Raw genomic sequence first — 13,350 nt, 5'->3', positions numbered from 1 at the left:
ATGCTGGCGAGGGCGCTATGGACGACGCGAAACATGCTGCTGTATGGACGGCTCTTCTACCACTCTGGAAAGATTTGGAAAAGTTGGCCGATGCCAAAAAGCCTCTGCTCGCTCACTATACGACGGTTTCATCAATAGAAAAAATACTTAGCTCGAAATCGTTCCTTTTCTCGCATCCACTATTGATGAATGATCTTGAAGAACTGAGATATGGAATTGATTTAGCCGTTGATCAGGTAAATCTGTTTGACCCACACATGAAGAAATCGAATAAAGATGTGATCGTCGGCAATTTCCGCCGCCTCTTTATCGAGCAAGCGAACTTATTTTTTAATAATGCGCACGCGTTCAATACTTTTATTCTCTGTTTTAGCGAACACGAACAAGATGACAGGGATGGTGTGCTGTCGATGTGGCGAGCCTATGGAGAAAATGGGGATGGCGCAGCTATCGTATTCGACACATCAAAAATAGAGCCAATCGAAAATTCTCCGCTCATATTGTCCGAAGTTGTATACGGCACGGCAGATGAACGGCGAAATTTTGTAGTTGATACGTTGGATGTCCTCTACAAGATAGTAGATAAAAATAATTTTGACGATGCGGATATATCGACGGTGGCAATAATTGCATTTGAAAGACTAAAGCTATTTGCATTATTTTCAAAGCATAAGGCGTTTGCAGAGGAAAGGGAATGGAGAGCGGTCGTAATGCCGAACCGCGATTATGCCAACAAACTTCCTCAATTTCACACGTATATGATTGGCAGCACAGGTATCGAGCCCAAATTTCGCTTTCCGATCACGCCGGTAGAAGAAGTTTCAAATTTCGACATAGGAAACAGCGCGATTGTGAGTCGCATCATTTTAGGACCTACTTCGAAATCTCCCTTCGCTGTCGCCGCCACTAAGCGCATGATGAATCTTATCGGGATGCCGCATCTTGCGGATAAGGTTGTGTTATCGACTATCCCGTATCGGAAATTCTAGCATCCTAGCTAGAACGAACCGGCCCGTGCGCGCGGATGTACCGCCACGGGCCGGTGTTTGATCCAGCGGTCGGGATGGCGGTTTAACCGCTCATCCGTGCTTGGCCTCCCACGCCTCTACGGCCTTCAAAAGAGCGATTAATTCCTGCGCCGCCGCGTGATCCTTCGAGTAACTCCTAAGCGCAGCCACCCTTCGGGTCGCAAGCACGTAATCCTCCGCCGATTCGATAACGAATGTTAGCTTCCGAGCTTTATCTTCGTTTTGGCGGATTTCCGTTTTCATAACCCACCTCCAAGAACCCTAATCAATAAGAGCGGAATTCGTTCCGTTGGCAGGGAGACCACCTGACAAACCACTGAAACTGCCCCGCCGTGGTGTTCGCCGTGTCCGTCACAAAGGAAGCATCGCTAATGTTTGGCGATGCTACATTCTCACCTGCCGCGACTGCGCGCGCGATACCCCAACCGCCTTCACCGGCCCGTGTTTGTACTCCCGCAGCACCCTCCTGCGGTGCGTCTGGGCAATACGGTCCGAGGTCTCAAGGTCGGCGCGGTGGGGATCGGATGTAAATCACACCGGGCCGGGGTTTATTGATCGGTCTCTAGGTTGTCGAATATGGTCGCGACCCGGCCCCCTTCGCCAGGGCTCAGCAGCTTCCAATCGTTAGTCCAAAAGAAAAAACCCTCTAGCGGCTGGATTCTCCCAGTTCCTACGGTAACGTGGTGGAGCTGATTATTAAAATGCAGTGCAACGGACGGCTGGTCTCCGTCTATAATCAGGGATCCATACAGGTCTTCAGTCTTATCGTACCCGCTGGCCAAATTTCTGGTGTTGAACCATAGGTATGCATCGGGAAATTCAATCCTCATCGTGATTGGTGCTTGCTCGATTATAGGATTTTTTCCGAGTCCCTGGATTTGGATTAGACTTGGAGTGTGGCCGGCGTGTGCATAAGATAGGGCGATCGCTTTGTCTCTTGCAGAGGTCTTCGCAAAAATACCCGCCTGTATCAGCTGGCTCGTAATCGTGTACTTAGGCACAGTCTTCATATCAATTCCCCCATTCCCAAACGTCACCAATGCACGCGGTGGCGGGGTTGGCTAGTGGTGGAGCGGCACACCACTTCACACGATGGAAGCGAGCGCTCTGACTTATGCATCACCGGTTTCGATACACAAACAGGTTCGCAAGCAGATGAGCGGGGCTCGGGCCCCTCGTTTAAGTAGTGCAAACCAATGGTTGTCAACCATTGCAGTATTCTTCCCCTGGCTCCCGCGACAGCAATGGTTGTCAACCATTATAGTTCTCGTCCGGCGCAGGCTGGGCGGGCTCGAAACCGGATTCCTCGCGAAATAAAGTTTCCCTACGTCATAATACCCACTCGACTATTCGTGGGTATTGGGACGTAATGATTCTGCGGCATTGAGCCGGAACGGAATCAGGGGAATAACGGGATGTCTAACGGGTCGGGGCCAGATATGGCCGGGCGGAACTATGCCAATTTCACAGAACTGAACGGCGATACTGCAATATCGCCTGGATTTACGCCGATGGAACCCGGCGACTACACGCTTGTCATGATCGAAAGTGACTTCGTCGCCAACGCCAGTGGCAACGGCATGGTCGCCAAGCTGCAGTGCCAGGTCGTCGGCGGCGAATACGACGGGCGCCCCTACTACATCAACCTCAACCTGGAACACGAAAACCAGCAGGCGTAGGATATCGCGCAACGTGACTTCGCAGCCCTTCGCCGCGCGGTCGGCGTGCTGTCGCCGCAGAACACCGTCGAACTCCATAACCGCGCGTTCAACGTCAAGATGGGCGTCAAGCCGCGCAAGGATACCGGCGACTTGGAGAACGTCATCAAGGAGTACATTTTCGCTGACGGCGGCGCCCCTGCCAACGACAACGCGCGCCCCACACCTGCCGCCGCTGCTGCGGAAACCGCCAAGTCGCGACCGTGGGCTAAAAAGCATAGCGAAGCCAGGCGGTCGCCCCAAGCCGGCAAGCATACGGCGACCGCCCTCTACCCCCTCAATCAAGGATTGCTACATGCGCGAACCCACAGCGTGGGCCGCTGACCGGCTTCGTGCCGCCCCGGCACGCTTACCAGCAGCCAAGCCCGTCGACCGCGTCACAGCCCTACGCAAGCCGCGCGACGTGCGGGCGATGGAGACCAAAGCGAGACAGCAGAAAGGCCAGCGCGGGTTTGCCCGGCATGGCTACGCGCTCTGACCCGATTCACGGCCACGCGACGCGCGCAAACCTAGCAGCAGCAGCCGTGAGAGCCCGTCGTCCTTCGGGGCGGCGGGTTACAATTCGAGGTGAGGGTAGGGCGGGTGCTCGCCGTGCCAGAGGCGACATTATCGACATTGACGGCGTAGGAAAACAGATAGGGTAGGCGAAGGCGCCAAATCAGATCTGATAACGATGTCAACTCGTTAGGCGAATGTATTGGCTCCCGGAGCAGGATTCGAACCTGCGACCAATCGATTAACAGTCGATTGTCTAATGACGCATCTGGATAACGAGCGACAACCTGCGATAGCGAAAGATATACGATAACAGTATCTTGATTGATAATCTTCCATCGCCCCGTATCTGCGTGTTGCGCTCAAGCTCATGCAGGCGTACCTAATAGGTACGCTATAGGTACGAAAATAGGGCAGAGACCAATCAATGCCGAGAGTCAGACTGACAGACCGTTTCACGGCCGGGCTGAAGCCCAGCGTCGGTCAGGTCGACTATTTTGACGAAGCGACGGCGGGACTGTTCCTCCGCGTCTCCGCCACTCAGAAATCATGGGGTTTGCTGTTCACGCGGCCTGCGGACGGGAAGCGTGCCCGAACGACCTTCGGGCGATACCCTGATATGACGCTCGCGAGCGCGCGCGCGCGCGCTATAGAACTGAGAGGCGGCCTGTCAGATGGCAAGGATGCGTCGGTTGCGGTGCGTGAGATCAAGACCGGCATCTGCGCTGGCGACATGACGTTGCGGGAACTGGCGCGGCTTTTCGTCATCGACCGCCGCGAGCGTGGTCGCCGCACCGTGGACGAGATGGAGCGGGCTTTGACAGCAGATGTCCTACCAGTGATCGGCAACGTTGCAGTGCAGAAGCTTCGACGGCTGGACTTGAGCCGTGTGACTGATCGGATCAGAGCGCGAGGCTCATTGATTCAAGCCAATCGCGTCGCTGCCTCGCTCAAGGCCATGACCGCATGGGCCGTCGACAAGGGAATTATTGAAACCGATCCCGGTCACCGTTGGAAACCGCCAAGTGAGGCCCGCGCTCCGCGCGAGCGGTCACTTTCCGCCGCTGAGATCAAAAAGCTGTGGTCCAGCCTCGAAACGGCTGGCATGTCCCGGTGGACGATTGAACTGCTCCGCTTCTGCCTCGCGACCGGATGCCGCCAAGGTGAAGCTGCCGGGATGGTGCGAAACGAGGTTGATCTTGATGGCCAGTCTTGGACGATTCCGGCCAGCCGCTCGAAAAATAAACGGGAGCACGTCGTACCTCTATCGGCACAAGCGGTGACAATTCTCAAGGGCGTGCTCGACGCGCATGAACTCAGTTCCGTTTTTCCGGGGCCGAAGGGTACTCCGCTGACTAATTCCGGCGTGGCGCGTGCAGTGCAGCGGTCGCAAGAGGCGATTGGGCTCGAGCGCTGGACGGCACATGATTTGCGGCGGACGGCCGCGACATTTATGGCGGAGCTTGGCGTCTCGCCATACGATATTGGCCTCGTTCTAAATCACATCACGACGACTAAGGGGACTGTGACGACGAGCGTTTATGTTCGGCATGATTTTCTCCCGCAGAAGCGCGCGGCTCTTGAGGTATGGGGCTCGCGATTGCAGGAAATCATCGCGACAGCCACAGTCGTGGCTCCGAACCAAAGTCGGAAGCGCTACGGCGTTCTGCGAGCGAATGCCGCATGACATTTAGGTCCGAGTTTCCCGGCCTTTCCGAGGGACATTATAAAGCCGTCGAAAGCGTGTTTGGCAATGACGACTGGATGTTCATGCGCGATCTGCAGTTTTATGCCATGTTCGATAAAGAATTTAAGCATCCGTGGCTCGAGAATGACCATACGGTAGCGATCGATGAACATAGAGAACGCTTAAGGAAACTAGCCTTTCATGCGCTGGCGACTTGCCAGACGATGCGACATCCAGCGGATGCCATATTGTTGTCCGGTTCGGAGGAACGACTAGGCGCCATTATGACCGAACTCGCGGCTTTATCGGCTGCTGCAGGCCGGCTCGCCAAGAGCACGCAATTACTTCGGGCAGCCCGCGGAGAGCATATTGATCGGCGAAGACAGCGTCCTCGCGGGCCGGCTCGTGACCTTTGGCCTGCGCTAGCCCGCTCCTATGCCGCAACGGGCCGGACCCCGTCGGCTTCCGATCGGGCGCTATTCGTGAAGGTGGTGAGGGCCGCCCATGATGCTCTCGACCTCGATCCGCCGGCTTTGACCTCTCTGGGCCGCGTCGTTCGTGAGCACCGTAAGGCATCCGCATTGCCCTGAGTTGTTCGGCAATGCGGGCTCCCAGAGGCCGATACATGCGGACTATTGAAGATGTCGTCCAAAAAATCGGACGACCTCCAGATAGGTCGTCCGACAACATCGGAGACCTCGATTATGACCACGACTACGAAATCCGACCTGCTCAGCGTCAGTGAAATTTCGGACAAATACCCGATCAGTGTGCCGACCATCTGGCGCCAGTTGAAGGCGGCGCGCTTCCCCGAACCTGTCCGCGTCGGCCGTCGCTGTTACTGGCTCCGCGAGGACGTGATGACATACTTCACGCCGCAGTCGAAGCGCGCGTGAGGGCCGGCATCATGGAAGCTCGTTCACACCCGCCTGATAGCGGAGACAACAACGCCGATCGGGTCGTGACCCCGATCGGCGTCTTTGGTGGCTCGCTTAACACCAACGATAATAACGCAGAATCTGCCGAAGCCCAACGTGAGAATGCCGACGAGATCGCGAATCCGGTCTCATCGGCGGGCTTCGTCAAGCCGGAGAAGCGCGTAAACCTAGCCTACACCTTCAATGGTATCGCGTCGCACCTTAAGGTTTTCGAACAGCTCAGCTCCGAGGGCTGGCTCGGATGGCGCTACAGCAAGGACGGCGACGTTTACAGAAAGCCACCGCTCGATCCGAAGAGTGATCCGCGCCGTCCACGCCGGGCCAGCACGAAGAAACCCGAAGATCACGGCACGTTGGAACGCTCGGCTGCCTTCGCTCAGCAGATAGGGCCAGGTGGTGGCTGGGGTAAAGTCCCGAAACCCGGTGAGATCTTTTTCGACTTTGATAACTGCTATAACCCCGAAACGCAGGAGTTTTCGCCTTTTGCGAAGAAGGTCCTCGCGAGCGGTGTCTACTGCGAGTTCTCGCCGGGCGGAACGGGGATTCGTGCAATTACGTCGATCGCGCTTGGCACAATTAACAAGAACATTTCTGAGGCAGATGCAGGCGTAGAGATATTTGCAGCTTCGCTTTACGCCACATTGACGGCCAAACACATCGAAGGCACTCCGACTACGCTCAATGATGGCGCAGGGCTACTTGCGCTGAGTTTGGAGCATATCGAGGAGTATAAGGCAGCTAAGCTAGCTGCGGAACCCGATAAGGGGGCGGAGACCCTTGAGGCCGGGGACAAGGACACAGACGACAGGGCAGCCGAGTCGAAGGTGCTGTCGCCCTTTGGTCGCTTGAATAACGCGCTGATGTCCTCGATCCCAGAATGGTGGTTCGATGTCTTCGAACACGGCTACTGGTCTGGCGAAACGCTGCGGGCTCCTCACGACGTTGTGCGTTGGGCACGCCCGGGCGTTCCGACCCGCTTGGAAGAAGGCATCTCAGCGACATTGCCAGGGGGTTCCGCTTCGCCGGGCATCACAGATCACGGCATGAAGGGCGTGAACGCCAAGCGGCTAGACGGCAAGCCGGACGAAGGCGGTCGTCGACCGCTGGACCTTTTCGCTGAATACGTTGTCGAAGGATCGACGTTTGAAAACCAGAAGTCCAAGGCGATGGCGGCGGTGCGTGCCGCGTGCGCTGCGATCGGTGCCAAGCCTGAACACTTCGGCTTCAACGAAGGTCGGGACGACCGGTCTCCGCACTTCGACCGCGCTGATGACATTGCAGATGAGGACGAAGAGGCGGAGGAGTTCTATCCGGTTCTGCGCTCGCGCGACATTCTCCGCCTTCCGCGGCCCCGCTTCCTGATAGAAGGCTGGTTTCAGGCGGGGAGCGAGAACATCATCTCTGGGCCCCCGGGGTCGTTCAAAAGCTTTCTGATAGAGGACGCCGTCGCGTCGGTCGGCTTCGCTCTGCCGACCTGGCAGGGATGCGAGATCGATTGCCCGCCGGGCCTCGCAGCAGTCTATATTGGCTCCGAACCAGAGTCCGGCGCACGACTTCGCCACGCTGCGTGGCGAAAGGCGCGAGGTATCGCGGATGACGATGAAGGCAATTACGCCTTCATTCCGCGAAGCCCGAACTTTCTCGATCCGAAGCAGATCGATAAGCTCATCGCTTCAATCCGACGAGCATTTCCTCAGGGTGTGGCGCTGATGGCCGTTGACACCCTGAGCCGATCGATCGCGGGCGCCGACGAGAATTCGTCGAAAGATGCGTCTCTATTCAATCAAGCTGTTCGGCGGCTACGTAAAGCCTTCAACTGCACCATTGTCCTCGTTCACCACGTCGCCAAGGGCAGCGGCGAGTCGCGCGGTCACGGCGGCTTCACCGGCGATCCGCAGGGCGACTTCAGGGTAAAGCCGGGGCAGGCCCTACACACGGTTGTGCACTGCCGCAAACAACGCAACGGTAAGGCCCATTGGGACAAAACGTTCCGAATGGACGAGGTCGAAATTGAGATCGAAGGGCACCACGACACATCCCTGGTGCCTACACTTGTCCCTCAGGCCGAGCGGGTGATGCGGACTGACAAGGCGGCGCAAGGGAAGCCGCCGAACCGGCTAACGCCTGACGAACAAGCCGTGTTCGCGATCTTCCTGGGTCTCTTGGGCGCTTCGGCTGACTGCAAGGTATTAGAGGGCGACCTGAAGGCCGCTTTCGTAGCGGCCAAGCCTGGCGCCAAACAGGCATCTTTGAATCGGCGCTTTAGGGAGATCGTCAAGAACCTTGATAAGAAGGGTGTTCTCACATTCACAACGCGTGGCGTTCAGACCGCTTTCCAGCGCCCCGATGGCGCTGGCGGTGCAAGTGACTCGCCGAACGGTGAAGGTCAAGCCTGATCTTGCCAGGGTTTTGGGTCGGTAAACTCGAAAGCCCCCTCGGACAATCTCCCCACCCCTCCGGGGTGTGGGAGAGAATTATCCGAGTAGTGTGGCTCGGCGAACATCCGGAATTATCCGAGATTATCCGGCAAGTATCCGCGTTCCGAGTTGCCCAAAATGCTCGATCTAATCGAGGTTTAGTGACTACACCTCCGCACCACCAAAGCCACCCCTGGCTAGATCGGTATCCGTAATTATCCGCGGGGCTACCGATAAATCTAATATCCGGGGATAGTCGAGAATATCCGGTTTTGCGGAGGGGCGGGGGGCACTTCAGAGCTTGTGCCGCATGCGGGGTTCGCACCGCATCGGGGGGCAAATTTTAGACGCGCCGAATTAATCAACAGATAAAATCTGTTAATTGAGCCATAATGTAATACGTTTCCCGTGACGACGCCGGCCGCACCAGTCGCCAACCCGCCCTTACTATAGAACCTTCGATCAGGTCCGGCGAATACTGTGGTCGACTCAGCCTCGGATGCGAGCGGCCTGACCTCGATTGCAAACCTAAAGCCGTCTGTCGCAGATCACGGCGCGAGTGCAGCCGTAAGGTTCGTGTCAGCGGGAGCGACCTATCGTCTCTTCATCAGGAAGCGGACGGGGTGTTCCGAGATCGGCTTCCTGGGCATCGAATGAAGGATATTGTCATGAACAACGGCTTCGAAATCACCACCTCCCTCGGCACGTCGCTGAGCGACGACGTTCTTGAGGCTGTCAGCGGCGGCGGGCTAATCACAGGTGCTGTGGATCTGGTAGCGTCCGGTGTAAAGACGGGCATCCACTACGCTGCGAAAGGTTTCGGAATGTTCATGGATGCCGATCAGGTCGGTGGCCGCTCGATGCATAACTTTCAAGACAGCGTCCCCGCTTTCGTCGACAAGATCGTCGACAAAATCATCTGAGGCAGTCATCGAGGGCCTCTCTCCAAGCCTCCGGACGACACATGGCCCTCGGCGGAGCCAGCGGGGCCATTCGCAGCGATGCGCTCGACTGGCTACAGCGCCCCGTCGTAACTGAACGGGGAGGCGGCCCTTTCGCATCAGATTGTTCCCAGCGCATCAAGGGCTAGAGGAAGTTGACACTCGAGCTGTGACGCTCGCCCTAGGCTACTAGCGCGCGGCCGGCAAACGAGATGGGCCCCGGCTGTCCGCCGTCAGCGCTCTTGAGACAGTTTTGGACGTTTCGGGAAGGGAGGATTTCTGGATCATCGCAGCCATTCAGGAGCGCAGATGAGACAGAAATCGGGGCCGGCAGAGCAGGTCGTGAAGGACGATGCGGGCCGACGACGTCGCCGCCACGCTCGATCTGGCTCTGGCGGCATCGGGGCTCGACCAGATCACGTCGCCCACCGGCCGAGGCTATTGAGCGACAACGGCGCCTCCTACATCTCAGCCGACCTCGCTACTTGGCTGGACGGCAAGGGCATGAAGCATGTCCGCGGCGCGCCATACCATCCCCAGACGCAGGGCAAGATCGAGCGCTGGCACCAGACCCTCAAGAACCGCATACTTGCTTGAAAATTACTATCTGCCCGGCGATCTCGAACGGCAGGTCGCGGCTTTCATCGAGCACTACAACCACGCCCACTACCACGAGAGCCTCGGAAACCTCACGCCCGCCGATGTCTACTTCGGCCGCGGGCAGGCCATCCTCACCGAACGCGAAAGGATCAAGCGTCAGACCATCCAGCAAAGACGCTTGCAGCATCACCTGCAGGCCGCATAGCCTCAAACCCGGATGAGCCAGAACCTCCGTTCCTGAGAGACGAAAACAGTGCTGGCGTTGGCAGTTAGAAATTGGACGAAACGGGTGTTATTTCGGAAGGCAATCGACTTTGTAGGCGATTATGATCTCGCCGGGGCCGCCCTTGCCGATGGCTCTGAGGTCTTCCAGGCCACTCTTCAGTTTGACACCTGCCTCCTTTAAGCTCTCCTCCAGCTTGGATTTCGCTGCCTTGCATCGGTCTTCGTTCGAGAATTCCTGAAATACTACGGTCGGCATCAGTCGCCATTCAGCCCTGTCGCTCGAGGCCGCAGGATTGACCGAGTAAGAGAAGACATACATCAGAATCCACATCTGCTTGCTCCCATTTTTATGGGCTGACCGACACCGCGGTCGCCTCGACAATCAACCTTCATCGCAGGCCGCCGCCACGTGTGCCTGCAGCGATCTTTTCGTCCCCGGTGCTGGAGGGGGCACCCTGCTCCAGAAAGCACGACGTTTCGAAACAGGAGCGAACGGGATCGAGACAGAAGCTGAGCGCTCATAGAGCGCCTGCAAGTGAGCGCGGGGCCGGCGCGGCGATCTTAAGCCGGCGCAATCGATCGCCAGCGTCAGAAATTGGGGCGTCGGCCGAAACTTTCCGACCCTCACATTTCGGCTCTTTTGCAGGGGTGCAATTGGCTGCTCAGGCAGTGAATTCGCCGCGACAGCGGCCAAGCCCTAAGCGCCTGCCCGCCCGATTGACCGGGCCTCCGCGGTTCATCGGCGTGCCTGCCCGTACGCCAGGGGTGACAGCGGCCCGCGCGACCGGGCGTGGCCGCAGCATGCCCCCGCTCTGGTAATGCAGCCGGCGGGATAGCTGACATACTGGCAGTGAACCACGGCTCGGGCGTCTCCGCTTTCCATGGAGACGAATGCGGCGACCAGTGCCGATAATCGATCGGGAGCTTCATTGTGACCTCCATCCATCATTCTTTAGGGTAGGCCCTAAGAGACGGCGCGGGTGGAGTGCTTAGGGGCATCAAGATCGAGCGGGACCCGGGAGGCATCACCAGCATGCCTGATCAAATCGTCATCAGCGCGATCAGGACGGGCCCCCAGGCCGTCAGAAGGATGTTGCCGATGGCGTAGGGAACTGTGTAGCCGAGGGCAGGGATGCTGCTCTGGGCTTCATCCTGGATGGCCCGCAGCGCGGCCGTAATCGTGCCGGCGCCGGCACAGGCTCCCAGGACAATGAGTGGGTTCATCCTGAGGACATAGCGGCCGAAAAGAATCCCGACAGTGTGCGGGAGTAGTGCCGAAACCAATCCGACGGCGACGAGCGTGAGGCCGGTCGCTCTCAGGCCCGCGACGAAACTCGGACCGGCACTGAGCCCGACGATCCCGATGAACATGCAGAGGCCCACGGTGTCGAAGATCCAGATGGCCGGCTCCGGGATGCGGCCGAAGAAGGGATAGACCGAGCGCAACCAGCCAAAGAGCAGGCCCATGAACAGGGCTCCGCCGCTGGCCGTCAGCGTCAGTGGGACGCCCCAGACTGCGACGGAGAGCAGGCCGAAAAGGCCGCCCAGGAAGATGCCCAATCCAACGAAGACCATATCGGTCGCAGGCGTCCGCCGGTCGGAATAGCCGATCGCCGCCGCAACGCGTTCGACCTCCGTCATGGGGCCGACCAGGGACATCACGTCGCCGCGGTTGAGATGTGTCGTCGGGATCACCGGCATCGCGATGCCCGACCGGGTCAGTTTGGCGAGAAAGACGCCGCGCGCAAATTGATCTCTCGCGAGTTCGGCGAGCGAACGGTCCTCGAACTTGCGGTTCGTAACGATCACGTCGAGCGCTTCCAGCGGAATGTCCAGCAGTTCGGGATCGCTGACCTCGGGACCGATGACGTCGCCGCGCGCGGCGTGAACTTCAAAGCGCGCCATGACGGCTATGACGTCGCCGGCCTGAATCATGTAATCGGGGGCGTAACCGAAGAGTTGGTCGACACGGCGAGCACGAAGGACGAAGACACGCGTCGCCTTAGGCAACGCTTCAAGTTCGGAAATGGTCTTGCCGAACAGGGCTGCGTTCTCGACGCGATAGGCGCGCACGTCGAACGAGCGGGCGGCCGTGGTGATGCCATCGGCTTCGCGGGTCGAACCGGCCTGGTCCGAGCCTGAATTCTTGGCAGCGTCGCGGGCGGCCTCCTTCAGGTTGATTCCCATGAGCTTTGGGCCCATTTTCGGCAGGAACCAGACGAGCGCAGTCGTCCCCACCAGATAGGTAACGGCGTAGGCGACCGGTATGTTGTTGATCAGCGCCCGGCGCTCGTCCTCCGGCAGGCTCAACCGCTGAATGGCCTCGCCGGCCGTCCCGATGACGGTCGATTCCGAAAAGGCGCCAGCGAGCAGGCCCGCGGCGGTTCCCATGTCGTAGTTCAGAATTTTCGCGAAGAACAGCGCGCTCAAAAGGCATGTGACGCAAAGGACGACCGTGAGAGCCACCTGCGGAAGCGCGTCTTTCTTCAAGGCACGGAAAAATTGCGGGCCGACCTTGTAGCCGGTCGTAAACAGAAAAAGGTCGAAGAACACCGATTTGACGGTGGAAGAAATCTTGATGTCGAGTTGCCCGATCAAGACTCCCGCCAGCAGGCAGCCGACGACGACGCCCAGGCTGAAACCGCCGAATGTCAGCTTGCCGATCAGAAACCCGAGCGCAATCGTCAGAAAAATGGCGAGCTCAGGGTTGTTCTGCAGGGCTTGGACGACGAAACGCATAATTGATCTCTCTGCAGAAGGATCAGACGTTCGGCAGCCCAAATAGGCGGTCAAATGTCTGGCGGCGTTGCCGTGAACGGCGCGGCGTCGATTTAGGGTCTTGGACCGGCGCCACGCCGCTCGGCTATTTCGATTTGGCGAGAGCGAGATTGTAGGCGTCGAAGGCCTGCCTGTAGCCTCGGGCGACTGCGCGCGTTGCTCGTCCGATCTGGCTGTAGACCTCGTCATCGAGATTGGCGAAGGACACGCGCACCGACCAGTTGGGCGCATGGAACCCGCCACCATTCAACAGCACGATGCCGTGGTCTTCGGCGAGCCGGAACACGATATCGAGCGGGTGGATGTGCTCCTTCATGTAGGCGACGACCTCCGGGCCGACGTATTTGTTGGCCCAGAACTCGAAATCGACCAGGCCGTAATAGCGGTCATGCAGCAGGTTCTCCGGCACCTCGATGCCGAGCCCCTCGATCAGGCGGTCGGCCCTGTTCCTGACGATGTCCATGCAGGTCTTCTGGTAGAGCTTCGCCTCGTCCATCATCTCCTCGCCTCGTCCATCATCTCC

The 13,350-nt window shown here is 58.3% G+C and carries 12 protein-coding genes and 3 pseudogenes; 9 read left to right on the top strand and 6 right to left on the bottom strand.

The window, feature by feature from the left end:
* The first annotated feature begins 17 nt into the window (after positions 1–17).
* Positions 18–989, top strand: a complete 972-nt coding sequence (locus tag AC1D2L_RS00075; protein WP_476843780.1) for a DUF2971 domain-containing protein — start codon at positions 18–20, stop codon at positions 987–989.
* Positions 990–1,079: 90 nt separating this feature from the next.
* On the opposite strand, the gene AC1D2L_RS00070 is transcribed toward AC1D2L_RS00075, so the two are convergent.
* Together AC1D2L_RS00070 and AC1D2L_RS00065 are read right to left on the bottom strand one after the other, a co-directional pair.
* Positions 1,080–1,271, bottom strand: a complete 192-nt coding sequence (locus tag AC1D2L_RS00070) for a hypothetical protein (RefSeq protein ID WP_476843779.1) — start codon at positions 1,269–1,271, stop codon at positions 1,080–1,082.
* 305 nt (positions 1,272–1,576) lie between these two features.
* Positions 1,577–2,038 (bottom strand): hypothetical protein, encoded by a 462-nt coding sequence (locus tag AC1D2L_RS00065; protein ID WP_476843778.1) that lies wholly within the window; start codon positions 2,036–2,038, stop codon positions 1,577–1,579.
* 501 nt (positions 2,039–2,539) lie between these two features.
* Here AC1D2L_RS00065 and AC1D2L_RS00060 point away from each other — a divergent pair.
* From AC1D2L_RS00060 to AC1D2L_RS00025, 8 genes and pseudogenes are all read left to right on the top strand, one after another.
* Entirely contained in the window at positions 2,540–2,707 is a 168-nt protein-coding gene (locus tag AC1D2L_RS00060) for a hypothetical protein (protein ID WP_476843777.1), read from the top strand.
* Positions 2,708–2,752: 45 nt separating this feature from the next.
* Entirely contained in the window at positions 2,753–3,070 is a 318-nt protein-coding gene (locus AC1D2L_RS00055; protein ID WP_476843776.1) for a hypothetical protein, read from the top strand.
* A gap of 598 nt (positions 3,071–3,668) precedes the next feature.
* Positions 3,669–4,928 carry a tyrosine-type recombinase/integrase gene (locus tag AC1D2L_RS00050; protein ID WP_476843775.1) on the top strand — a complete coding sequence of 420 codons (1,260 nt, stop codon included), beginning with the start codon at positions 3,669–3,671 and terminating at the stop codon, positions 4,926–4,928.
* Positions 4,925–5,518: a hypothetical protein gene (locus AC1D2L_RS00045; protein WP_476843774.1), complete on the top strand. Its 594-nt coding sequence runs from the start codon at positions 4,925–4,927 to the stop codon at positions 5,516–5,518. The genes AC1D2L_RS00050 and AC1D2L_RS00045 overlap by 4 nt, the downstream gene beginning before the upstream one ends.
* Positions 5,519–5,632: 114 nt before the next feature.
* On the top strand, positions 5,633–5,824 hold the full coding sequence (locus tag AC1D2L_RS00040; protein WP_476843773.1) for a helix-turn-helix transcriptional regulator: 192 nt from the start codon (positions 5,633–5,635) through the stop codon (positions 5,822–5,824).
* Between the two features lie 11 nt (positions 5,825–5,835).
* Positions 5,836–8,262: an AAA family ATPase gene (locus AC1D2L_RS00035; protein ID WP_476843772.1), complete on the top strand. Its 2,427-nt coding sequence runs from the start codon at positions 5,836–5,838 to the stop codon at positions 8,260–8,262.
* A gap of 689 nt (positions 8,263–8,951) precedes the next feature.
* The gene (locus AC1D2L_RS00030) at positions 8,952–9,206 is read left to right on the top strand and encodes a hypothetical protein (protein ID WP_476843771.1); all 255 of its coding nucleotides are present in this window, start codon (positions 8,952–8,954) and stop codon (positions 9,204–9,206) included.
* A gap of 367 nt (positions 9,207–9,573) precedes the next feature.
* A pseudogene (locus AC1D2L_RS00025) lies at positions 9,574–10,029 on the top strand (integrase core domain-containing protein); the annotation flags it as partial.
* An 87-nt stretch (positions 10,030–10,116) separates the two neighbouring features.
* Here the strand turns inward: AC1D2L_RS00025 and AC1D2L_RS00020 are convergent.
* From AC1D2L_RS00020 to AC1D2L_RS00005, 4 genes and pseudogenes are all read right to left on the bottom strand, one after another.
* Entirely contained in the window at positions 10,117–10,380 is a 264-nt protein-coding gene (locus tag AC1D2L_RS00020) for a hypothetical protein (RefSeq protein WP_476843770.1), read from the bottom strand.
* A 331-nt stretch (positions 10,381–10,711) separates the two neighbouring features.
* A pseudogene (locus AC1D2L_RS00015) lies at positions 10,712–10,932 on the bottom strand (hypothetical protein).
* Between the two features lie 158 nt (positions 10,933–11,090).
* The gene (gene aspT / locus AC1D2L_RS00010) at positions 11,091–12,788 is read right to left on the bottom strand and encodes an aspartate-alanine antiporter (protein ID WP_476844634.1); all 1,698 of its coding nucleotides are present in this window, start codon (positions 12,786–12,788) and stop codon (positions 11,091–11,093) included.
* 124 nt (positions 12,789–12,912) lie between these two features.
* A pseudogene (locus tag AC1D2L_RS00005) lies at positions 12,913–13,350 on the bottom strand (aspartate 4-decarboxylase); the annotation flags it as partial.

The organism is Allobosea sp. P1_B10, assembly GCF_056406735.1.
The sequence above is the reverse complement of the archived record's forward strand: the minus strand, read 5'-3'. Positions and strand labels throughout refer to the sequence as shown.